Origin of the sequence: Paraflavitalea soli (genome assembly GCF_003555545.1) — a bacterium.
GTDB classification, from domain to species: Bacteria; Bacteroidota; Bacteroidia; order Chitinophagales; family Chitinophagaceae; genus Paraflavitalea; species Paraflavitalea soli.
Window position 1 is genome coordinate 6,400,452 of record NZ_CP032157.1, and the last position, 22,317, is coordinate 6,422,768.

The 22,317-nt window shown below is 48.1% G+C and carries 19 protein-coding genes; 10 read left to right on the forward strand and 9 right to left on the reverse strand.

What is annotated here, in order from left to right; all coding sequences use genetic code 11:
• Positions 1-805: 805 nt before the first annotated feature.
• Both D3H65_RS24460 and D3H65_RS24465 read left to right on the forward strand, forming a co-directional pair.
• On the forward strand, positions 806-1,180 hold the full coding sequence (locus D3H65_RS24460) for a hypothetical protein (protein ID WP_119049026.1): 375 nt from the start codon (positions 806-808) through the stop codon (positions 1,178-1,180).
• Entirely contained in the window at positions 1,177-2,088 is a 912-nt protein-coding gene (locus tag D3H65_RS24465) for an IS3 family transposase (RefSeq protein WP_119052824.1), read from the forward strand. The genes D3H65_RS24460 and D3H65_RS24465 overlap by 4 nt, the downstream gene beginning before the upstream one ends.
• A 641-nt stretch (positions 2,089-2,729) precedes the next feature.
• Here the strand turns inward: D3H65_RS24465 and D3H65_RS24470 are convergent.
• From D3H65_RS24470 to D3H65_RS24490, 5 genes are all read right to left on the reverse strand, one after another.
• The gene (locus tag D3H65_RS24470) at positions 2,730-3,302 is read right to left on the reverse strand and encodes a dihydrofolate reductase family protein (protein WP_119052825.1); all 573 of its coding nucleotides are present in this window, start codon (positions 3,300-3,302) and stop codon (positions 2,730-2,732) included.
• Between the two features lie 124 nt (positions 3,303-3,426).
• Positions 3,427-4,683 (reverse strand): pyridoxal phosphate-dependent aminotransferase, encoded by a 1,257-nt coding sequence (locus tag D3H65_RS24475; protein WP_119052826.1) that lies wholly within the window; start codon positions 4,681-4,683, stop codon positions 3,427-3,429.
• A gap of 127 nt (positions 4,684-4,810) precedes the next feature.
• The gene (locus D3H65_RS24480) at positions 4,811-6,097 is read right to left on the reverse strand and encodes a hypothetical protein (protein WP_119052827.1); all 1,287 of its coding nucleotides are present in this window, start codon (positions 6,095-6,097) and stop codon (positions 4,811-4,813) included.
• Between the two features lie 13 nt (positions 6,098-6,110).
• Positions 6,111-6,854, reverse strand: coding sequence for a class I SAM-dependent methyltransferase (locus D3H65_RS24485; RefSeq protein WP_119052828.1), 744 nt, complete (start codon positions 6,852-6,854; stop codon positions 6,111-6,113).
• Positions 6,851-7,594, reverse strand: a complete 744-nt coding sequence (locus tag D3H65_RS24490) for a glycosyltransferase family 2 protein (protein WP_245999583.1) — start codon at positions 7,592-7,594, stop codon at positions 6,851-6,853. The genes D3H65_RS24485 and D3H65_RS24490 overlap by 4 nt, the downstream gene beginning before the upstream one ends.
• 354 nt (positions 7,595-7,948) lie before the next feature.
• Here D3H65_RS24490 and D3H65_RS24495 point away from each other — a divergent pair, with 354 nt between their 5' ends.
• The 3 genes from D3H65_RS24495 (at position 7,949) to D3H65_RS33495 (ending at position 12,161) form a co-directional block, all read left to right on the forward strand.
• Positions 7,949-8,590, forward strand: a complete 642-nt coding sequence (locus tag D3H65_RS24495; RefSeq protein WP_119052829.1) for a YceI family protein — start codon at positions 7,949-7,951, stop codon at positions 8,588-8,590.
• A gap of 177 nt (positions 8,591-8,767) precedes the next feature.
• A complete protein-coding gene (locus D3H65_RS24500) occupies positions 8,768-10,207 on the forward strand; it encodes a redoxin domain-containing protein (protein WP_119052830.1) in 1,440 nt (479 codons plus the stop codon).
• Between the two features lie 7 nt (positions 10,208-10,214).
• A complete protein-coding gene (locus D3H65_RS33495) occupies positions 10,215-12,161 on the forward strand; it encodes a peptidylprolyl isomerase (RefSeq protein WP_119052831.1) in 1,947 nt (648 codons plus the stop codon).
• A 160-nt stretch (positions 12,162-12,321) separates the two neighbouring features.
• On the opposite strand, the gene metF is transcribed toward D3H65_RS33495, so the two are convergent.
• Positions 12,322-13,275 carry a methylenetetrahydrofolate reductase [NAD(P)H] gene (gene metF / locus D3H65_RS24510; protein WP_119052832.1) on the reverse strand — a complete coding sequence of 318 codons (954 nt, stop codon included), beginning with the start codon at positions 13,273-13,275 and terminating at the stop codon, positions 12,322-12,324.
• 240 nt (positions 13,276-13,515) lie between these two features.
• Between metF and lptB the strand changes: the two genes are divergently transcribed.
• From lptB to fabG, 3 genes are all read left to right on the forward strand, one after another.
• On the forward strand, positions 13,516-14,322 hold the full coding sequence (gene lptB, locus D3H65_RS24515; RefSeq protein WP_211345547.1) for an LPS export ABC transporter ATP-binding protein: 807 nt from the start codon (positions 13,516-13,518) through the stop codon (positions 14,320-14,322).
• Between the two features lie 85 nt (positions 14,323-14,407).
• On the forward strand, positions 14,408-15,919 hold the full coding sequence (locus D3H65_RS24520; protein WP_119054646.1) for a GH3 auxin-responsive promoter family protein: 1,512 nt from the start codon (positions 14,408-14,410) through the stop codon (positions 15,917-15,919).
• A 230-nt stretch (positions 15,920-16,149) separates the two neighbouring features.
• Positions 16,150-16,908, forward strand: coding sequence for a 3-oxoacyl-[acyl-carrier-protein] reductase (fabG, locus tag D3H65_RS24525; protein WP_119052833.1), 759 nt, complete (start codon positions 16,150-16,152; stop codon positions 16,906-16,908).
• 270 nt (positions 16,909-17,178) lie between these two features.
• On the opposite strand, the gene D3H65_RS24530 is transcribed toward fabG, so the two are convergent.
• The 3 genes from D3H65_RS24530 to D3H65_RS24540 are packed head-to-tail and all read right to left on the reverse strand — an operon-like array spanning position 17,179 to position 20,544.
• Positions 17,179-17,955 (reverse strand): enoyl-CoA hydratase/isomerase family protein, encoded by a 777-nt coding sequence (locus D3H65_RS24530; RefSeq protein ID WP_119052834.1) that lies wholly within the window; start codon positions 17,953-17,955, stop codon positions 17,179-17,181.
• A 16-nt stretch (positions 17,956-17,971) separates the two neighbouring features.
• Positions 17,972-20,017 (reverse strand): phenylacetic acid degradation bifunctional protein PaaZ, encoded by a 2,046-nt coding sequence (gene paaZ, locus D3H65_RS24535; RefSeq protein WP_119052835.1) that lies wholly within the window; start codon positions 20,015-20,017, stop codon positions 17,972-17,974.
• An 8-nt stretch (positions 20,018-20,025) separates the two neighbouring features.
• Positions 20,026-20,544: a hypothetical protein gene (locus tag D3H65_RS24540; protein WP_162915797.1), complete on the reverse strand. Its 519-nt coding sequence runs from the start codon at positions 20,542-20,544 to the stop codon at positions 20,026-20,028.
• A gap of 102 nt (positions 20,545-20,646) precedes the next feature.
• On the opposite strand from D3H65_RS24540, the gene D3H65_RS24545 reads away from it, so the two are divergent.
• Both D3H65_RS24545 and D3H65_RS24550 read left to right on the forward strand, forming a co-directional pair.
• Positions 20,647-21,120, forward strand: a complete 474-nt coding sequence (locus tag D3H65_RS24545) for a hypothetical protein (RefSeq protein WP_119052837.1) — start codon at positions 20,647-20,649, stop codon at positions 21,118-21,120.
• Between the two features lie 131 nt (positions 21,121-21,251).
• Positions 21,252-22,241 carry a S1C family serine protease gene (locus D3H65_RS24550; protein WP_119052838.1) on the forward strand — a complete coding sequence of 330 codons (990 nt, stop codon included), beginning with the start codon at positions 21,252-21,254 and terminating at the stop codon, positions 22,239-22,241.
• The last annotated feature ends 76 nt before the right edge of the window (positions 22,242-22,317 follow it).

Here is a 22,317-nt window from a genome sequence, read left to right on the forward strand (position 1 = left end):
CCCCTGTACTTTTCATTCATTTAGATGTTTAAAAATAAACTACACAACCGTTAGACCCTAACAGCTTCGACTTTTACATCGTAGCTCCTCATCCCGGCCAAATCCTGCCTTTCATTCCCCGCTGCATCCGGACCCTTGTCCTTTTTTGCCTGGTGGCTGGCACGCCAGGCCTTTCATAGATCACAGCCGTAAAAACGAAAACCAGTGGCAATAGCCCTCAGCCGGTAGCTATACACAAAATGTGAATAGCAAAAAGCTAAGATGGTAAAAGCTACTGTTAAAACCCAACCGCTTGTAGCTAACAGCTAAAAAACTAGTCCCGCCACAACTTGTCCCGCCACAGCGGGAGCGGGCGCTCGCAGCTCTAAGCTCGTGGCTCCAAGCTTGCTTTCAGTGTTGCACAACACTTAGTTCCATCAACCATGCTTAGAGGCCTCGTCCACATGGTCAATTGCTTTGGTAACTGTTCAACACAAACATACAACACCCAGATACCCCTTTCCAATACCCCATTGTATATTTTGTAATTTTTGTAAAAAATCGACGCACATTACGTCGATTTTTTACAAAAATGACGATTTATACAACAACACATTTGGAAATAGCCTGGCCGTTATAGTAAGTTTGTGAAGTGTTGATACCGAAAGAGGAATCAGAAAAAGGTAGAACGGGATAAAGAGAACCAAAGAAAACAACAGAAAGGAAAAATCAAAGCACGGAGTAATTCTACATTCTACATGTCTCGTTCCTGAAATCTCCTTACATAAATGGGTAGTAAGTATACAGAAACCTAAATTTACCCATTATGAGTTCAAACAACAAGGGCGGTCGGGATCCTGTCCATGACAACATCCTCAAGATCGCAGTAGCCCGTGAGTATCTAAGTAGTGATCTGGGCTATATGAAATTGGCTATCAAGTATGGTCTTCCTGGTCCAAGTACAGTCCGGCATTTTGTAAAATGGTATAAGGCAAACTATCCCACGGGAGAAATACCACCTGTCCAGCCGACACAACAATCGCAGCAGCCTGCCACAACCAGTGAAGTAGAAGAACTCAGAAAGCAATTACAACAGGCCAATCTCAAAGTAGCAGCCTGGGAAATGTTACTTGAAAATGCCGGTAAGGAGCTGGGAGTGGACATTGTAAAAAAGTTTGGTACCAAACAGTCCGGCAAGTGAAACAGCACTATCCTCAGGCAGCGATAGGCACACTTTGCGCATTGTTTGGTAAAACAAGGCAGGCTTATTATGAACATGGATGGCAGGCGGCCAACGGGCAGTTGCGGGAAGAACTTGTATTGGACCTGGCAACACAAGCACGCAAAGTCTTAAAGAAAGAAGGCGCTGTAAAATTACTGGGCTCTCTGCGACCAGCCCTGCAGTCCCATAACATCACAATGGGCAGGGACCGGTTCTTTAAACTACTCAGAAAGCATAACATGCTGCAAAAGCGTAAAAAGAACCATGCCCGTACCACCTGGTCGGACCACCCTTATCGAAAATGGCCCAACCTGATCAAAGGGCTGGAAGCACTAAAGCCTCAGCAACATTGGGTGAGCGACATTACCTATCTGCGGACAGAAAAGGGATTTATGTACCTGTCGTTGATAACGGATGCCTATTCCAGAAAAATAGTCGGTTATCATGTAAGCCAGAACCTGCGGGTCCAGGGATGTCTGATAGCCCTGAACAAAGCTATCAGGTCCTTAAAAGACTATGTACCCCAAAGTCTTATCCACCACTCAGATAGAGGGATACAATACTGCTGTGACCAGTATGTAAGTGTATTACAAACAAATCAGATCCGCATCAGTATGACCCAGACAGGGAGTCCGTATGAAAATCCGGTTGCAGAAAGGGTAAACGGCATCCTTAAAACAGAACTGGATTTGGATAGGGTTTTTGAAGGCTATAGCCAGGCAACAAGCGTTACCCATAACGCCATTGACCTGTATAACCGGCTGCGCCAACACATGAGCTGTGATAACCTTACACCTGATCAGGCTCACCTTAGAGAGGGAAAATTGAAAAAAAGATGGAAGCCCAGGAAACGTAAAAACAATCCGGGTGACCAACAAAGTTCCTAACCTGTAAAGCGATATCCGTATTATTGCCTAAGCATGTAAAGTAAAAACCGTATTGACCTGCCCAACTGTAAGGTTTTTTCAGTACAAGACACATCCTAAATCCGCATCCCTTCAGCATGGCTTCTCCATAGCTTCAGCATACCTTCAGTATGGATAGAGTATGCTAATAGCATCAAACGCCAAAACAGCCACTTTTAGCAGAGACTGAGAGGGAAGCTGGCGCCTCCCACCCAAAGCAACAGTGGATGTAGATACGTTGCACCGCGGGCAACCGCTTCACAAAGTTCTTTGGAAAAGCTGTCTTCGTTGTCATCTGAGCAATGTCACCCTGAGCTTGGCGAAGGGTTATCGAAGGCGCTTGTAATGCGAGGTTTGCTCCGCAGCCTTGTCCCGACAGAGCGGTAGCGAGGTCGGGATCACAGCAGCAGAAAGACTGCCTGACCAGAGAACCCATTTAAAAAATACAAGGAGCCCCATCGATGCTGGTTCCTTTTCAAAGCCCTTTGAAGCAGAACTTGCCCCTTGATGCCGGGCGCTTCGAAGCAATAGTGTATTGATGGCAGATTGTTCCCGCACCCTTGCGTATGTAGCGTTGGTGGTGTGCGGCGAGATACCATTTTATACAAGGGAAAGGACAGCCATTATCGTACAGGAACAAACACCATATGAACAGCCCGTGGCGTCTCAACCACACCCTTGTTGTCAAGCTGGATGCATGCCGCATTAACCCCCTCAAACAATCTCCTCCCGGCGCCCAGTAGGATAGGGGCTATATGCACACGCAGTTCATCAAAAAGCCCCGCATTAAGATATTGCTGTATCACATGCGCTCCGCCCATTACCCAAATATATTTATCTCCCGCAACTGCCCTGGCTTGCGCAAGCGCAGCTTCAATGCCATCAGGTACAAACGTAAATCCTTCTCTTGCTGTGGTAGGAATATGAGTAGTAAGAACAAAGGCAGGAACGACAAAAGGACTAACACTTTCCCAAACCCCATCGATCGCAGTATGATAAGTGGTGCCGCCAACAATAACCGCACCCGACCCTTTTACAAAATCGTCAAGTAAAGTAGCAGCTTCTTCCGTTTTAGCCCCAAACAACCACTCATGCAGCCGCTGTCCGCCATCACCCATGGGATTAGCCTCAGTAATATTCGGGCCTGCCACAAACCCATCCAACGACATCGTAATGTCTAAAATAACTTTCCCCATAACCTGTAAGTAAGAGATGATAATTAGGTATCTAAAATAACCCAACCCATCTGTCCTGCAAACAGCGTCACATTTATTAAACACCTACATCAGTCAAACACACATCAAATACTTATATCTCCGGTCAGACGAGCTTCTTCAAAGCCGCCCGCAACTGCCCGATCATAGCCGGTATCTCTTCAACCTTACAGGTACCCACACTCAGGCGGTACCAGGGAGAACTGCGGTCTGCACCAAAAGCATAAAATGGAACGATCGCCAGTTTGGCTTCGTTCAGCAAATAAGCCGTTACATCACCCTGGTCTTTCAGTACCACCCCATCAGCCATTTTCTTGCCCGCCAGGTCTATCTTGATCGTCAGGTAGATCGCTGCCTGCGGCGTGATCGCATCCACAGAAAAGCCTTCCCCTTTCAGTTGTTGTAAACCATCATAAATACCACGCAGGCGCGCTTCCACCGCCGCCCTGAACTGTTGCAGGTAAGCATCGATATCATCGTGCATGTACAGGTACTTCGCCACCGCTTTTTGCTCCGCCATCGGCGCCCAGGCCCCCACATGACTAAGGATCGCTTTCATTTTATCCATAATGATCCGCGGTCCAAAAGCCCAGCCTACCCGCACACCCGTAGCCGCAAACACTTTGCTGATCGCATCAATATACACCGTGTAGGCACGCATGCCCGGCCGCAGGTTTACCGGATCATAATGCCGGATATCTCCAAAGGTCAGTTGCCAGTACATCTGGTCATACATCACATATAATTTCTTCTCTCCCTCACCCCTGGTGGCATTTTCCGCCAGCACCATATCACAGATCGCTTCCAGGTCCGCCTTGGTAAAAGTAGTACCCGTGGGGTTTTGAGGAGAACACAAAGCCAGCAAAGTGGCCCCTTTCAGATGAGGGCGGATATATTCTACCGTAGGCATGAAATTATTCTCCGCAGTAGCTTCTACCACCACGTGTTCCGCGCCTACAAAATGAGTATAGTGATTATTATTCCAGGAAGGTACCGCATAGATTACCTTATCTCCGGCATCGCACACCGCCCTGAACAGCGAATAGATCAATGGACGGCCACCTGAAGCTACCAGGATCTCCGGTAGCCCGTATTCCAGCCCCTCACGCTGCTTCAGGAAGGCGGCGATCGCTTCCCGCAGGTCCGTATTGCCTTCTCCCAGTGGGTAATTCGTAAAATGTTTGCGGTAAGCAGTAACGATTTCATCTTCCAGCGCCTGCGGTATGGGAAAGATAGAAGGGTCGAAGTCCCCCACCGTAAAGTTGTAGATCTTTTCTCCCTGGCTGATTTTTTCGCGGATCTCCCCGCCTAATTTCACGATCTCCGAACCGATAAGCGTTTCGGACAAATGGCTAAGTTTCATAGCCCCAAAAATACAGAAACCATCCGAAGTAACGGGACATTAGTCCAAAGCAGCTGAACACGAAGCAGACGCATCAGTCTCTCTGCCTTCCCTTCTGTATCCTGTATTCTAAATGCTGTATTCTTTCCTAATCGTACTTCCTCAATATATTCAACACCTCCCCATCCACCTTCGTGGCCGTATCACTCAGCGGCTTGCCAAAATACTTCGTCTCATATTCATTCCGGTATACCCCATTCGCCTGCTTTTGCGCAAATCGTTCTTTGTCCAACCCTACATACAAAGAATACGCCGCCGCAAACAATCCCAGCGCCAGGTAACCCGCCAGGTATACCCGGCTAAGCCCCTTCAGCCAGCCCTTGCTGTTAAAAGGCGTTTGTAAGATCACCACCACCAGCAAAGGAAGCACCGGCACCCAAAACCGGGGGTCATAATAAGGCCAGTTCATAATGATCACCGAATAAAACAACAGGTACATCCGGATATAAAACGGAATGCGGCTTCTCTTCGAGAAAGTATTATACATCAGCCACCCAAAAATGATAACACCCAGTGCCACAAACAATCCTTTACCCATTGATCCCGGCAAATAACCCATCAGTTTGCTCGAAGGCATATTAAAAAACACTTCCGTCAGTTCCGTGAAGTGATTCTTGAGATTCTCACCGATAAAATTACCCACTCCCTTCTCCAGCGGCCCTTTCAACAGGTTCGTATAATCCGTGATCTTCAGCTTGCTCGCCGAAAAAATGATCCCGGCAATGCCAATCGCCACAATCGCCAGCAACAATACCTTATTCTTTTGCACTATACGCTTCAGTTCATTTTTATATTGCCACGCCACCCCCAGCACCAGCGCAGGCAGCAACGAGATGCCCACCGTACGTGTCAGTACCGTCAGGATACAGAACAGGAAGGCAAGTCCTAGCTGTAAATAGCTTTTATTCTTCGTGTAGAGATGGAAACAATACAGGCTGGCACAGGAAAAGAAAATGTATTGCATCTCAGAAAGCGGATGCGTCACAAACTTGATGACCGTCCAGTTGAACAAGGCCAGCACCCCAAAAAGAAACGGATGCACCTGCCCCGCAAAGATCTTATATACGAAATACAGCCCCGCAAAAACAAACGCACAGTTCACAAATACGATAGAAAAAGAATTCAACACTCCCAGCTTCGAAAGCCCGATCAGCAACCCCGTATATCCATAAGGAAGATAGTCAGTGGCAGCAAAAGAACCCGGTGCACACCCATATTCAATACAATCCTTGATATTGTAGTAACGGATAGAATCAAAGTGAATATGCAGCGGTGTAAAACAGCCCGCCAGGTATACCAGCGCCATGCCAAACATCGCCAGCTTAAACAAATTCGTCAAAGTAGTATTTACCGGATAGTATGTAGGTTGCACCATAGTGAACACACGTTTAGTGGGGTTTGCGGCCAACAGCGATCGTCGATAGACCGAACGAATGAAAACTAATCCTGTCAATCACCTGTAGGATCGGTATCAGTTTGTCAAAAAACAGTAATTGCTTCCTCGGAATAAGGCGCCGTCTCAACAGGCTGCCATTAATAAACCAGCCAGGCATGCCTGCAACATTAAAGTATTGCTGATGGATCACTTCCAATCCTGCTCCCTTTTCCAATGCGCGAAGCGAGCGCCCCGTATACCTTTTGAAATGTCCCAGCTCCTTGTCAAACGAATTATACAGGAACTGAAACGCAGGTACCAATACAATTAAATGCCCGCCCGCCTTCAGCAGCTGCATACAATTCGATACAGCTTTTTTATCATCCTCAATATGCTCTATCACATTCAGCGCTACAACCGTGTCAAACTGTTGCAATAAATGGCTGTATCGTTGTGTGAAATCGGGTGTTGCCAGGTCGATCGACGTCACCCCCGCCAAATTGCGATTGCTGCCAAATTGCTGCAGCAAATAATTGCAATATTCCTCACGCAGGTCACTCGTGGTAAGCCGGATATTATTTTCCAGGAATAACCTAGATATATTACCAATGCCACTGCCCACTTCCAGCACATGCCCCTTACAATAAGGACTGATCGTATCAAATAACCAGCGGTTAAAACGCGTAGCCGCCGCAAATCGCTCTAATGTTTGTAGCCCCGTGGGGTCAGTTTCATGCAAATGACCTGGCTCCGTCATCGACTGAAGATATTGTACTTTATAATACAATAAATGGCCCTGAAACCATCTTTCCAGTTGATCTTTTTACCTTCCGCATAAGTACGGCCATAATAGGAGATACCCACCTCATAGATCCGGACATCCTTTACACGTGCTATCTTGGCCGTCACCTCAGGCTCAAATCCAAAGCGTTTTTCCTTCAGCTCTATGTTTTGAATAACCGGGGTACGGAACAACTTATAACAAGTCTCCATATCCGTCAGGTTCAGGTTCGTGAACATATTAGAGGCCATCGTCAGCATCTTATTACCCAGCGAGTGCCAGAAGAATAAGATACGGTGCGCATTACCCCCCAAAAAGCGCGATCCGAATACCACATCAGCATGCCCTTTCAGGATCGGCTTGATCAGGTCATTAAACTCCTCCGGATCATATTCCAGATCCGCATCCTGGATCACCGTATAATCTCCCGTAGCCTTTTTAATACCTGTATGCAGCGCGGCGCCCTTTCCCTGGTTCACCTCGTGTTTGTAGTATTGAATATTCAGCCCCGGATTGTCAGCCTTGTATTTAAGAATGGCTTCCTCCGTATTGTCCTTCGAACAGTCATTCACGATGATAATTTCCTTCTGAATATCGTTCAGCAATTTCACTTCCGCTATCCGGTCCAGGATCAGGTGAATAGTGGGGCCTTCATTATAAGCCGGGATTACAATGGAGAGCTTGTTAAATGGATGCATGTTGGTTGAAACGTTCATTTTTTTATGGTTATGCAGATAAAGCCAGGTTAATCGTCAATGGTCAATCAAGAATAAGTGCCACTCGGCCAACAGGAGTTTCAAGGGTATTGGGAAGATCAAAAAGGGGCTATTTCCAGGCTCGCAGCTCGCTGCTCAATGCTCGTAGCTTTTGAATTAGGCCGCAAACTAATAATAACACCGCTTTTATGCAAGCCTTTGATTTTAAATATTCCCTATATGACCCCTATTTCAATGCTTTTGGGTAAAATAACCCTCCCCAAACTAAACCCAGGATTATTTTTCCCCGTATCCCATACAAAATACTATTATAACTATCTTTATTGACGTTTAAACATTAAAACAATCTGCATTATGAAGAAATTACTCCTTGCTGCCACCGTATTTATAGCTGCGGGTGCCGCCCTCGTAGCTTTTCGCTCCGCTCCATCCACGCCAGGTAAAATAACCGCCCCCGCACCAGCCCCCAGGGCCGGTAAATGGACCCTCGACAAATCACACTCCAATGTGAGGTTCACCATTACCCACAATGTCGTATCCGAACTGGATGGCGCTTTTACCACCTTCGATGGCTCCCTCGAAAGCACCAAAGCCGATTATTCCGACGCTAAGATCACCTTTACTATAGAAGTTGCCTCCATCAGCACCTACAATGAGAACAGGGATAAACACCTGAAAAGCGCCGATTTCTTCGATGCTGAAAAATTCCCCCAGATAAAGTTCGAAAGCACCGCTTTCAAGCCCCTGGGTGGTAATAAATACAAACTTGAAGGAAACATGACCGTAAAAGACATCACCAAAGCCGTGAGCTTTGATGTTACTTTTGGCGGAACCATAAACACCCAGCGTGGTGCCAAAGCAGGTTTTAAAGCCAAAACCACCATCAACCGCTTTGATTACAACCTCAAATGGGACCGCGCCACAGAAGCTGGCGGCCTCGTAGTAGGAAAAGACGTAGAAGTGACCATCAACACAGAACTCAACGAAGTAAAATAAAAGATAATCTTAAGGGTGGGTCGCCTTCAAAGGGCGGCTCACCCTTTTTTATTGCCCAATTCCCCGGCCTCCCCGATGAAATATCCTTCCCCAAAACCCGTTTTAGTATCTTACAGCCCTATAACCACGAGTTAACAAGTTTTGCTTTTATTTTGAATAAATTTAGCGCCTCAGACCATGAAGAAAATTGTATCCCTGGCATGTTTATCCATCCTCGTCACCCTGGCCCAGGCTCAGACAGGCTATAATATCGATATTACCCTCAAGCCCTATAAGAACACTTATATCTACCTCGGCTACCATTACGGCAAAATGAAAGCCCTGGCCGATTCCGCTTTACTCGATGAGAATAGCCACGGCGTCTTCAAAGGAAAGCAATTACTGGCCGGAGGCATCTACTTTGTCGTCTCCCCCCGTAAAGAGATCCTGTTCGAATTGCTCCTCGATAAACAACAGAACTTTTCCATCAAGGCCGATAGCGTAGGATTGCCCAACAGCGTCACCTTTACCGGTTCCGCCGACAATACCTCCTTCCAGGATTATACAAAATTTGCCAATACCACCGGTATGGCCATCGGAAAGCTCAACACCGAATATGCTGCCGCCCCCAATAAAAAAGATTCTGCTGCCATTACCGCCAGGATAAAGATCCTCAGCGATAAAATGCAGCAACACCGCGACAGCATCACCAAAAAACAGCCTGAGTCCATTCTATCCGCCCTCTTATTGGCGATGAAAGAGCCCGTCGTGCCCCCAGCCGCCAAACACCCCAAAGGCAAATACGACTCCGCCTACGCTTTCTATTACTATAAATCCCATTTCTGGGATGGCGTGTCCCTCACCGATGAAAGACTCATCAGGACCCCCTTCTTCGAACCCAAGATCGACAAATACTATAAAGACCTCGTATCCCCCAATCCTGATTCCATCAACCACGAAGTAGACCAGATGTTGCTCTACTCCAGGACCAATAAGGAGATGTTTAAATTTCTCCTCGTGCACTTTGTACAGAAATACATCAATCCCGAATACATGGGCCAGGATGCTGTATTTGTGCACCTCTTTGAAAAGTACATCAATACCGGCGAAGCCGACTTCTTTACCGATCAATACAAAGAGCACATGACCAAACGGGCCTACAGCCTAATGGCCAACCAGATCGGTCAGCCCGCCGCCAACATGGAAATGGTCGACACCCTCAATAAGCCCCTTCCCCTCTATAATGTGAAAAGTGAAATGATCGTCGTTTGCTTTTGGGACCCCACCTGCAGCCATTGCAAAGAAGTAGTTCCCAAGGTCGACTCCATCTACAATGCCAAATGGAAAAAACTGGGCGTTACCGTATATGGTGTAATGGTGGATGGAGGTATGGAGCTCTGGAAACAGTTCATTCACGACAAAGGACTCAAGAACTGGTTGCACGTGTACCAGTTGCCTTCCCAGCAGATGGCCGAATCCACTGCCGGTAAAGCAGGTTACAGGCAGCTATATGATGTTTACCAAACACCTATTCTCTATTTGCTGGATAAAGACAAACGCATCGTAGCCAAAAAGCTCAATTACCAGCAACTGGATGAAGTCATAAACCTTAAACTAAAAAACACTAAATCCAACTGATCAGCTTATGTCTTTCCTGCGAAAAATGTTGACCGCATCAGTATGCATAACCGGTCTCACTACTGCTCATGCGCAAACCCTGTTCACCTATGGCGCCAAATCAGTATCTAAGGATGAATTCCTGAAAGCCTACAATAAGAACAATACCGAAACCGCCCCTTCCGGGCAGGCTTATCGCGATTACCTGGACCTCTACACCCGGTTCAAGATCAAAGTACAGGCCGCATTGGATGCAAAATTGGACACCCTGCCCAATCAGCAACAAGAGCTGGCTGCTTTCCGCAGTCAGGTCGTGGAAAGCTATATGAATGACGATGCCAGTGTCAATGTACTGATGGACGAGGCCATGGAGCGCAGCCAGAAAGACCTGCACATCGCACATATTTTCGTGGCCGCAGGCCCTACAGCCACAGCCGAACAGATACAACAGGCCCAGCAAAAGATAAAAGCCGCTTTCGCCCGTTTACAGGCAGGCGACGATTTTACCAAAACCGCCCTTACTTACTCAGAGGATCCATCCGTACAAAGCAATAAGGGTGACCTTGGCTTCATAACCGTTTTTGTACTTCCTTATGCCATGGAAACCCTGGTGTACAATACCCCCGCGGGAAAGTTTACAGAGCCTTCCCGTAGCAAAAATGGCTTTCACATTTTTAAAGTATTGGAAGAACGCAAAGCCTTTGGCAAAATGAGGGCTGCACAAATACTGCTTGCCTTTACCCCCGATGCTACCGATGCCCAGCAACAGGCCACCGCAAAGAAGGCCGATTCCCTCTACCAGGCGTTGCAGCAGGGGAGCGACTTTAAGCAGCTCGCCGCTGCATTCAGCAACGATAACCTCACCTTCCAGACTGGTGGTGAAATGATGGCCTTCGGTGTGGGCCGGTATACCCCTGCTTTCGAAAAGGCCGCCATGGCACTCGAAAAAGACGGCGATATATCCCGTCCCGTGTTGACCGAATTTGGCTACCACATCATAAAACGTCTCCAGCACCTGCCCATTCAGACCGATAAGACCAACAAACAATGGCAGGACGAGATAAAACAGCAGATACTCCAGAGCGATCGTATGGAAGTGTCGAAAAAAGTACTCTACAAAAAGATCATTCAATTGACAGGCGTTAAAAAATTACCCGTCAACGAAAAAAGCCTGTCCCTCCTTACCGGCAACATCCTCCAGAATAAGCAGGCCTCGCTGCCGGTAGGTCTCACCGCCGCTACCCCATTATTCACTGTGGGTAAGCAAACCTTCCGTGTGAAAGACTGGCAGGCTTACCTGCAGTCCATCCGCGGCGTGGAAGACTTGCGCGCAGGAAAGACCAACGCCCAGCTCCTGGATCAGTTCATCGAAATATCAGCCCTCGACTATTACCGCGGGCACCTGGAATCCTACAACAAAGACTTCGCTTACCAGCTCAATGAATTCAAGGAAGGAAACCTGCTCTTCGAGATCATGCAGCGCAACATATGGGACAAAGCCGCTGTTGACAGCGTTGGGTTGAAGAAATATTACGACGCACACAAGAATAACTATTGGTGGGAAGCGAGTGCAGACGCTATAATATTTACTGCTGCCGGAGATGCCACTGCTGAAGAGACCAGGAAAAAACTGGAGGCTGATTACCACAGTTGGAAAAAGATACTGGAATCCAGCGACGGGACCATCCAGGCCGATTCAGGTCGTTTTGAGCTGGGCCAGATTCCCGTTGTTGAACGTACCAATTTTCAGCCAGGCCTTATTACAGCCCCTGTAAAAAATGAGACCGATCACAGCCTCACGTTTGCCTATATCATAAAACTGCGTCCTGACCGTGAGCCGCGCGACTTTGCAGATGCCCGCGGTTTTGTGATCAACGATTACCAGGCTGCCCTCGAAGACAAATGGATCGCAGAACTGAAGAAAAAATATCCCTTAAAGATCAACGATGCTGTGGTAAAGACCTTGCCGCACTAATAAAATACTCCAAAAAGAAAATGGTGGGTCGCCTTCCAAAGGCGGCTCACCATTTTCTTTTATACAATAGCTTCTTAAGTTTTCTACAATACCTCCGCGTAACGCATTTACAACTCTAAGCAAACGGCTCGTAGCTCGCAGCTCAAGGCTCGCAGCCTTCCTACACCAGCTCCTTCACCGCATTATAGATCACCTTTGGCTTGCCCAGTGTATAATAGTGCAATACAGGTACATTGGCTGCTTTCAGTTCTTTCGACTGCTGTAGTAACCATTCCGAACCTACTTGCTCTACATCCCCATCCGTTTTGGCCTTCAGTATCTCATTACTCAGCTCTGTAGGAATATCTACATGGAAGGTCCTGGGTATTACACTCAGTTGTTTCTTATTCGTGATCGGCTTCAATCCCGGAATAATAGGAATTTCAATACCTGCTTCCCGGCAACGCTTTACAAAATCAAAATACTTCTGGTTATCGAAGAACATCTGCGTTACTACATATTCAGCCCCGGCCTCTACCTTGGCTTTCAGCCAATCCAGGTCACTCTGCAGGTTGGGTGCTTCAAAATGCTTCTCCGGATAACCCGCCACCCCGATACAGAACTTCGTACGGAAACCATCGCGGATATCTTCTTCCAGGTAAATGCCATTATTCAGGTTTACCACCTGTTTCATCAGGTCCAGCGCATAGCGGTTGCCCCCCGGTTCTGGTTCAAATACCGTTTCATTTTTGGCCGCATCCCCGCGCAATACCAGCACATTGTCTACCCCAATGAAGTTCAGGTCGATCAGTGCATCTTCCGTTTCCCGCTTGTTAAAGCCCCCGCAGATCAGGTGCGGTACTGCATCTACCTTATAATGGTTCATAATAGCCGCACAAATACCTACCGTTCCCGGCCTTTTGCGTACCTCTACCTTGTCAAACGTTCCGTCCGCCTTCTTTTTAAAGACATGCTCACTACGGTGATACGTAACATTAATAAACGAAGGCTTAAACTCCATCAGCGGGTCCAGGTGATCAAAGATCGAATTGATCGTCTTCCCCTTCAAGGGAGGTAATATTTCAAACGAGATCAGCGGCTTGTTGGCCTGCCTGATATGGTCAATTACTTTCATTAATTAACTGTTATAACTGGATATATTGCTCAATTGCTTCTTTCTGCTGCCTCACGCCTCATTGCCGACTGCCGACTGCCAACTGCCGACTCCAAATCAGCGTGCAAACATAAACAACGAATCCCGGATGGCAAATACTTGTTACCCGGGCCTGTTTAACATTATTTTGCAACTAATCCGGCCTCCCCGTCAATTGAAATGGATTAGTTCCGGTATTTTTGTCCCTAAACGTAATAACACGTGATCAGTGAAATTCATACCCACGACCTGGTAAAGATATATCGCAACCGTACCGTTGTAAATCATGTATCTGTGAGCGTAAAACAGGGCGAGATCGTGGGGCTGCTCGGACCCAATGGGGCCGGAAAGACCACTACTTTTTACATGGTAGTGGGCCTCATCAAGCCCGATGAAGGCCAGGTATTCCTCGATACACAGGAAATTACCCGCCTCCCCATGTATAAAAGGGCCCAGCTGGGCATCGGTTACCTCCCGCAGGAAGCTTCCGTATTCCGCAAGCTCACCGTGGAAGAGAACATCATGGCCGTACTGGAAATGACCAAACTCAAAAAGGCACAGCAAAGGGAAAAGCTCGAAGCCCTCCTCGATGAATTCCGCCTCCACCACGTCCGCAAAAATAATGGCGATAGCTTGAGCGGTGGCGAACGCCGCCGTACAGAAATTGCCCGCGCTTTGGCCGTAGATCCCAAATTCATCCTCCTCGATGAACCTTTTGCAGGCGTTGACCCCATTGCCGTAGAAGACATCCAAACCGTGGTAGCCAGGTTAAAATACAGGAATATCGGTATCCTCATCACCGATCACAACGTAAATGAAACCCTCTCCATTTGCGACCGCGCTTACCTCCTCATCGACGGTAAAATATTCAAGCACGGCACAGCCGAAGAATTGGCCGAAAATGAACAGGTACGTCGCTTATACCTGGGCCGCAACTTCGAGCTCAAACGCAAAGACTACCTCCACGAAGAAGCCATGAAAGGCATGCAAAATATGTCCTCCCTCAATGAGATCGAAGATATTGAGTAAGTTAATGCATTAAAAAACAGTGATTATATTGCCCTGTACCTGACTGTCAGCCATACTCTCAGTATTATTCTTTATTTTGCTGCCAGTGAAATTACTATCGCCTGCTATATCATCTCTGGCCCGCATGAGGTTATGGCGCATTGAAGGTTGGAAAAACAACCCTGCCGATGCCCAACGCGAGGTTTTACAGGACCTGGTTACCTCCGCGCAAAACACCGAGTTTGGCCGCAAATACAACTTTTCAGGGCTTTTTAATATCCGGTCTTTCAAACAAACCGTGCCCATACACGAGTACGAGGATATGAAGCCCTACATCCAGCGTACCATGAAAGGCGAGCAGAACATAATATGGAATACCCCCATATACTGGTTTGCCAAAAGCAGCGGTACCACCAGCGATAAGAGCAAGTTTATCCCCGTGAGCGATGAAAGCCTGGAGGATTGCCACTATAAAGCTGCCAAGGATGTGCTCACGTTCTATTACCAGTTCAATCCCGACTCCGACCTGCTTACCGGCAAAGGCCTGGTATTGGGAGGTAGCCATACCATCAATCCCCTCAACCACGAGGCACAGTATGGCGACCTGAGTGCTGTACTCCTGCAAAACTCACCATTCTGGGGCCACTGGCTTCGTACCCCCGATCTGAGCATAGCCCTGATGGACGAATGGGAAAGCAAGATCGAATTGCTGGCCCAAAGCACCATCAAGGAAAACGTGACCTCTATCTCCGGCGTACCCACCTGGACCCTCGTCCTGTTCCGCCGTATATTGGAGATCACCGGCAAGACTTCCATAGCCGAAGTATGGCCCCATCTTGAGTTGTACATGCACGGCGGTGTTTCTTTCACCCCCTACAAAGAGCAGTTTCAAAAGCTCATCGGCAAGCCTATCCATTACCTCGAGATGTACAATGCCAGCGAAGGTTTCTTTGCAGCACAGGATATCCCGGGCGGAGAGGGCATGCTTTTATTTGTAGACCATGGTGTTTTCATGGAATTCATGCCCATAGAGGAATATGGCAAGCCCCATCCACAGACCATTGGTCTCGGAGAAGTGGAGCTGGGTAAAAATTATGCCCTCGTCATCAGCACCAATGGCGGGTTGTGGCGATACCTGGTAGGCGATACCATCCAGTTCACCTCCTTAGCTCCTTTCAGGATCAAAGTAAGTGGCCGTCTCAAACATTATATCAATGCTTTTGGGGAAGAGGTCATTGTTGATAATACCGATAGGGCGGTAGCCATCGCCTGCGAAAAGACTGGTGCCATCGTAAATGACTATACCGCCGCACCCGTATACTTCAGCGACAATGGCAATGGCGCTCACGAGTGGCTCGTGGAGTTTGAAAAAGAGCCTGCTGATATAGAAGCATTCACTTCCCACCTCGATGCTGCCCTCAAAAGCATCAATAGCGATTATGAGGCCAAGCGCCATAAGGACATCGCCCTGCGCATGCCCTTATTGCGATCACTCCCCAAAGGCATCTTCAATACCTGGCTCAAGAGCAAAGGAAAGCTGGGCGGTCAGCACAAAGTTCCCCGCCTAAGCAACGATCGCAAACACCTCGAAGAAATACTGGCCATCGCCGACCGCTAACCTCCCGCTTTAACTGCCTCTTTAGAACTTGCTCCGCAATAGGTGCTACCGCCGCTTCGTTAAAATCATGTCAAAGGGTATTCATGCCCCTTTAGGGGGTAACGCTTTGTAGAAATGTATGTAGACAAATGCTTTTGCCCTGTAGGGGCTACCCTCCACCCCTCGCAACCCGATCATAATTGCAGAAATTAGATGTTTTCTATACTTTCGGGCCCTAATTTATTATCAATATGAAATTACTGGAAGGAAAAGTAGCCATAGTTACCGGGGCTGCCAGGGGAATCGGGGAAGCCATTGCCCTTAAATTGGCAGAACAAGGTGCTCAGATCGCATTTACCTATGTGAGCGACAGCAGCGCTGAAAAAGCTAAAACATTACAACAAAAAATAGAAGCCCTGGGCGTAAAAGCCAAAGCCTACCAAAGCAATGCCGCTGACTACGCAGCCAGCGAAGCTTTCGTTAATGACGTAGTAAAGGAATTTGGTACCGTAGATGTATGTGTCAACAATGCCGGTATCTCCAAAGACAACCTCCTCCTGCGTATGAGTCCCGACCAATGGGATGATGTCATCAATGTAAACCTCAAAAGCGTTTACAATATGACCAAACAGGTTATTCGTCCTATGATGAAAGCCAGGAAAGGTTCTATTATCAACATGAGCTCTATCATTGGCATTCGTGGTAATGCTGGTCAAAGCTCCTATGCCGCTTCCAAAGCAGGTATCATAGGTTTTACCAAGTCTATCGCTCATGAACTGGGTAGCCGCAATGTGCGTTGCAATGCCATTGCACCCGGATTTATTGAGACCGACATGACCCACTACCTCAAAGATGCCGGCGATGCTTCCAAAGCATTCCTCGAAAAGATCCCCTTAGGTCGTTTTGGTAAGGCAGAAGAAGTGGCCGATACCACTTTATTCCTTGCCTCTGATCTCAGCTCTTACATTACCGGTCAGGTCATCTCCACCTGCGGCGGCTTAAATATTTAAAATGTCAGCCTGAGTCCCGCTGAGGCGGGATAAACTCTGTCGAAGGATTTCTGTCGGCTGTCAGCCTGAGCTCGTCGAAGGCGTCAAAAAGAACTTGTCGAAGCCCATAATAGATAAAGGGTGGGTCGCCTTCCAAAGGCGGCTCACCCTTTATCTTTGTCATTACGGTTTTCCCTTCTTTGTCATTTCGAACGAAGCGCAGCGCAGTGAGAAATCCGCTATCGAAGCAAACGCCTCGAAGTAAAAGATTGCCTTATTGCCCCGTTACCGCTATGCCTTTTTTGCCTTGAAAGAAGCGATCGCATTCTTACTAAACGTGCTCAGCACCAGCCGGCCACTGATTGCAGCCCGTTCCGTCAACAGCTGGTCCCAGTGTTCCGTACCCTTCCACAGCATATGCTTCATCTCCAGCATCGCATCCGGGCTGGAATGCGCCAATGTATACGAAAGCCGCGACACACTCTCATCCATATCTGTTGCGTTGCTGTGCAGTTCCGCATACAGCCCTTTACGTTTGGCCCAGTCCGCACTCCGCCACATCGTGGCATCGATAGCCAGGTGACCAAATGCAGCCGATCCGATCTTTCTTTCTACCGCAGGCCCTACCACAAATGGCCCGATGCCTACAGCCAGCTCACTTAATTTAATATCCGCCCCTTCTGTGGCAATGGTATAATCCGCTGCGGCAGCAAGCCCCACGCCGCCGCCCACACATTTGCCGTGTATACGTGCTATGATAAATTTAGGACACTTGCGCATCGCATTGATCACATGCGCAAAGCCTGTAAAAAAATGCAGTCCTTCTTCTTTTGTGGTGATGGCCGACAGCTCATCAAAAGAAGCCCCGGCACAAAATGCTTTGTCGCCGGCCGATCGAAGTACGATCACCCGTGTGTCACGTTCATTACCTGCTCCATGGATCGCATGCACCAGCTCTTCCAGTATCCGGTGCGGCAGCGAATTACTCTGCGGATGAAAAAATTCAATAGTGGTTACCGCATTGTGCGTTTCTGTTTTTACATAGCCATTTTTTATCTCGTGGATCATACCCTAAAAGTTAACGTTATTGGAATTTAAGTTTGACCATAGTTAAAATAGTAGCTACCGCTACCTGTTCCCCTGTTTGATCCGTAACTTCCACCAGCCATTTTACAATACCCTTCTTCACATCATCTCCTTCTTTCTTCTCCTGTACCGTTTTTTCCTTGCAGGTAAGTTGTACCCCGATCGTTGTGCCGGCATATACTGGTTTCAGGAAGCGGCATTCTTCCAGTCCATAATTCAACAATACCGGCCCTTTCTTCGCATCAACAAACAACCCCGCCGCAGCACTCAGGATAAAATACCCGTGCGCTACCGGCTTCTCAAAAATGGTTCCTTCCAGCGAAGTGTGATCAGTATGCGCGTAAAAATGATCCCAGCTTACATTGGCAAAGTTTACAATGTCTGCTTCCGTTACCGTACGTTTATGCGTGATCACCGTATCCCCGATCGCCAGCTCTTCAAAATACTTCCGGAAAGGATGCTTCTCTTCCTCCTTTACCGCTGCCCCGCGCTGGTATACATTCGTGATCGAGGTGATCACCGAAGGGGAGCCTTGTACCGCTACCCGCTGCATATAATGTTTTACCCCGCGTACCCCGCCCATCTCTTCTCCGCCGCCTGCCCGGCCCGGGCCGCCATGCACCAGTTGCGGTAGCGGCGATCCATGCCCCGTGCTTTCCCTGGCGCATTCATTGTTCAATACCAGGATGCGGCCATGATGCGAGGCCGCGCCCAATACAAAGTTCCGGGCAATCGAATGATCCGCCGTTACGATCGAACATACCAATGAACCTTTCCCTTTTTTGGCCAGCGTAGTGGCGTCTGCTAATGATTTATAAGGCATGATCGTGCTTACAGGTCCAAAGGCTTCTACCTCATGCACCGCAGCATTTTCAAATGGCTTTTCGTTTACCAGCAACAGCGGGCTCATAAAAGCGCCTGTAGTGGCATCCGCGTCCACTACCTGCACACTGTCCAGCGAGCCGAATACGATCTGTGAAGAAGCCAGTAACTTCTGTACCTGGTTTTTCACTTCTTCCCGTTGCGTTTGTCCCGCCAGCGCACCCATGCGTACCTGCTCATTCAAAGGGTTGCCGATCGTGGTTTGGCCAAGCGCCTTGCCTATAGCTTTCCATACATCTTCCATCTTATTTTCCGGTACAAAAATGCGGCGTATCGCCGTACACTTTTGACCCGCCTTCACCGTCATTTCTTTCCGCACTTCTTTTACAAAAATGTCCCATTCCGGCATGCCCGGTTCTACATCTCCCCCCAGCACTATACAGTTCAGCGAGTCCGCTTCCATAGTGAAGGGAACATTTTCCGACAGCACCCTGCCATTCGACTTTAGTTTTAAACCCGTGGTGGCCGACCCTGTAAAGGTGATCACATCCTGCGATACCACATGGTCCAGCATATCCCCCGCCGATCCGCACAACAACTGTAGCGCCCCGTCAGGCAAAATACCCGAAGCAACTATTTCCTTCACCACCGCTTCCGTAAGATAGGAGGTCACCGTAGCAGGTTTCACAACAGCAGGCATACCCGCCAGTAAGTTCACCGCTATCTTTTCCAGCATACCCCACACCGGGAAATTGAACGCATTGATATGGATCGCCACACCTTCGCGTGGTACCAATAAGTGCTGGCCCATAAATGAACCCTGCTTGCTCAAGCCTATCCCTTCTCCATCCACGCAAAAAGGCTCATCCGGAAACTGCCGCCGCAGCGACGCATAAGAAAACAGGTTGCCGATGCCCCCTTCAATATCTATCCAGCTATCCGCTTTCGTGGCCCCCGTCTGATAGCTGATCTTGTAAAACGTTTCCAGGTGATTCCGTAGGTGCATCGCCAGCCCACGCAGCATACGCCCCCTTTCGTGAAAAGTAAGTTTTCGAAGCGCCGGGCCGCCTGTATTCCTGCCATAGTCAAGAATACTGGCAAAATCAAGACCGGCTGTTGAAGCATGACCGATCAACGATCCGTTCACCGCATCATACAGCGGTTGCCCCGTTCCATCGCCCGTGATCCATCGTCCTGTTACATAATTGGCAAGTTTATTCATATAGCAAATCAATTAATGATAATAGAGGCCGCCAGCGAAGCATACCCCCTTTGCGTTTTATTATAACCAAACCCCGTCCAGCCAGCCTGCACATTTACACGGTTGAAGCTCTTTGGTAAATTAATGCCTGCTGCTATTCCATAACCAGGCCGGAAAGCCGATGATGACATGTCATTCATCGAAAACCAGGTAAGCCCCCCACGCATCGATACATAGGCTTGCGACGACAGGTATGCTTTAATACCTATTAATAACGGCAAGGCAAATGCCTTGTTCCGCGCTGCTTCATAATTTACCTTATCTCCCGTAAAATAGATATAACTGGCTTCAGCTTCTGCTGCAAAGGTCTTGGAAAATCGGCTTTCCGCCCCCGCCAGCCCTCCAATACCTACCGTATTGTTGGTGATTTTGGATAAGCCAAAGGCTACCTGCGCCCCAAACCGGTAACTGTAGTTGGACTTATTTTGGGCGCCGGCTGTCAGGCCCATAAAAAGAAGGATAAGAAAGCCCACACAGCACTTTTTCATAAATGACCGGTATTGTGGTACTAAAATACTGTAAACGTTCATTAATATGCATTGTATTTTTGTGATCTCCATCTTTAACAGACACATTAAAAGCAAAGAATTATGCATAATAAGATAAATTTATTTATAGCCATCGCATGCTTCCTCATCATGGCTTGCAATGATACCTCTACCGATACCCCCAGGACCGATGGGTTCAGCGCCAAACCCATCACCAGGGAAGACTCCCTGCACAAAGAAGTAATGGACGGTCATGACGTGGGCATGGCAAAAATGGGCCGTATCCGGAAATACCTGGCACAGGTACAGCAGCAGCTGGACAGCATCGGTAAACTAACTGTAAAACAACAGGATAAACAATACTTACAATCTCTGACAGCCTTACAGCAGGAATTAAAAAACGCAGAGAGCGGCATGAATACCTGGATGGATGAATACAAAGACGATTCCGCAAAAACCAATGAAACCCTCCGCATACAATACCTCCAGACTGAAAAGGAAAAAGTCCAGGCTGTTAAAACCCGGATTCTCCAAAGCCTTCAACACGCAGATTCCCTATTGTTAAAACCCCGTTAACGGAAAAACAGTCCTCTTCCGAAAGCTGTACCATTGCCGACTATCGATTGCCGATTGCTGACTCCCGCCTCCGCACCCCAATGTCACCTTGTCAGAAAAAAGAATTGGTAGCAAGTTTGACGTAAGGAGGTATGGAAAACTCATCACCCGTTCAAATGGTCCAGCATGCCGATGCAGCCTTGTTGGATGCCTATTCAAAAACAATTACCGGTGTCGTCAATACCATTGCCGAAGCCGTAGTGCATATACAGGTTACCAAAAAAGTACTTGACCGCCAAACCCGTCAGGAGCGGTTAACCCCCGGCAGCGGTTCCGGTTTCATCATTTCTTCCGATGGTTTCATTGTTACCAACCACCACGTCATTGAAAACGCCACCACCATCAAGGCATCCCTGGCCGATGGCAGACTGGTAACTGCCGAATTGAAAGGAGCCGATCCTTCTACCGACATAGCTGTGTTGAAGATCTATGAGACCAACCTCAAGGCCTTGGCCTTTGCCGATTCCGGTCAGCTGCAGCCGGGGCAGATAGCAATTGCCATTGGTAATCCCCTGGGATTACAGCATACTGTTACTGCGGGTGTCGTAAGCGCCCTGGGAAGAACATTGCGCGCATCCAATGGCCGCCTCATTGATGATATCATTCAAACCGATGCATCCCTTAATCCGGGTAATTCGGGAGGCCCCCTTGTCAATTCCCTGGGTCAGGTCATAGGTGTGAATACCGCCATGATACCTACTGCACACGGTATCTGTTTCGCCGTATCTTCCAACCTGGCAGCCTATGTGGCTGGAAAACTCATTATACATGGCATCGTAAAACGTGCCTGGCTGGGCATTGCTGGTCAGTTAGTCAACCTTACTGAGCGTATGCGGGCCGCCAATAAACTGATCGCAAAAACAGGTGTGTACGTATTTGAGATTGTGGCCGATGGTCCCGTCTACAACAATGAACTCCGTACCGGCGACATCATTGTAGGCTTCGGTGAAAAAGCCGTCAGCTCTGTAGATGACCTCCACCAGCAACTGAATGACCAGGTCATAGGCCAGCGCACACCACTCCACATATTGCGTGGCGGTCATAAAACGACCATTACCGTTATCCCCGGCGAAATGAAATAATAAAAAAAGTCCCTCACACATATCACTGTGAGGGACTTTTGTATTCTTGCTCGCAGCTCGTAGCTCAAAGCTCGCA

What these genes read in the sequence shown, in the direction of transcription:
- D3H65_RS33495 (WP_119052831.1), top strand. Translation starts at nt 10,215, where the DNA reads ATGTCTTTCCTGCGAAAAATGTTGACCGCATCAGTATGCATAACCGGT.
- D3H65_RS24545 (WP_119052837.1), top strand. Translation starts at nt 20,647, where the DNA reads ATGCATAATAAGATAAATTTATTTATAGCCATCGCATGCTTCCTCATC.
- D3H65_RS24540 (WP_162915797.1), bottom strand. Translation starts at nt 20,544, where the DNA reads ATGAAAAAGTGCTGTGTGGGCTTTCTTATCCTTCTTTTTATGGGCCTG.
- D3H65_RS24485 (WP_119052828.1), bottom strand. Translation starts at nt 6,854, where the DNA reads ATGACGGAGCCAGGTCATTTGCATGAAACTGACCCCACGGGGCTACAA.
- fabG (WP_119052833.1), top strand. Translation starts at nt 16,150, where the DNA reads ATGAAATTACTGGAAGGAAAAGTAGCCATAGTTACCGGGGCTGCCAGG.
- D3H65_RS24530 (WP_119052834.1), bottom strand. Translation starts at nt 17,955, where the DNA reads ATGATCCACGAGATAAAAAATGGCTATGTAAAAACAGAAACGCACAAT.
- D3H65_RS24460 (WP_119049026.1), top strand. Translation starts at nt 806, where the DNA reads ATGAGTTCAAACAACAAGGGCGGTCGGGATCCTGTCCATGACAACATC.
- D3H65_RS24470 (WP_119052825.1), bottom strand. Translation starts at nt 3,302, where the DNA reads ATGGGGAAAGTTATTTTAGACATTACGATGTCGTTGGATGGGTTTGTG.
- D3H65_RS24480 (WP_119052827.1), bottom strand. Translation starts at nt 6,097, where the DNA reads ATGGTGCAACCTACATACTATCCGGTAAATACTACTTTGACGAATTTG.
- D3H65_RS24550 (WP_119052838.1), top strand. Translation starts at nt 21,252, where the DNA reads ATGGAAAACTCATCACCCGTTCAAATGGTCCAGCATGCCGATGCAGCC.
- D3H65_RS24490 (WP_245999583.1), bottom strand. Translation starts at nt 7,594, where the DNA reads ATGAACGTTTCAACCAACATGCATCCATTTAACAAGCTCTCCATTGTA.
- D3H65_RS24500 (WP_119052830.1), top strand. Translation starts at nt 8,768, where the DNA reads ATGAAGAAAATTGTATCCCTGGCATGTTTATCCATCCTCGTCACCCTG.
- D3H65_RS24495 (WP_119052829.1), top strand. Translation starts at nt 7,949, where the DNA reads ATGAAGAAATTACTCCTTGCTGCCACCGTATTTATAGCTGCGGGTGCC.
- metF (WP_119052832.1), bottom strand. Translation starts at nt 13,275, where the DNA reads ATGAAAGTAATTGACCATATCAGGCAGGCCAACAAGCCGCTGATCTCG.
- paaZ (WP_119052835.1), bottom strand. Translation starts at nt 20,017, where the DNA reads ATGAATAAACTTGCCAATTATGTAACAGGACGATGGATCACGGGCGAT.
- D3H65_RS24475 (WP_119052826.1), bottom strand. Translation starts at nt 4,683, where the DNA reads ATGAAACTTAGCCATTTGTCCGAAACGCTTATCGGTTCGGAGATCGTG.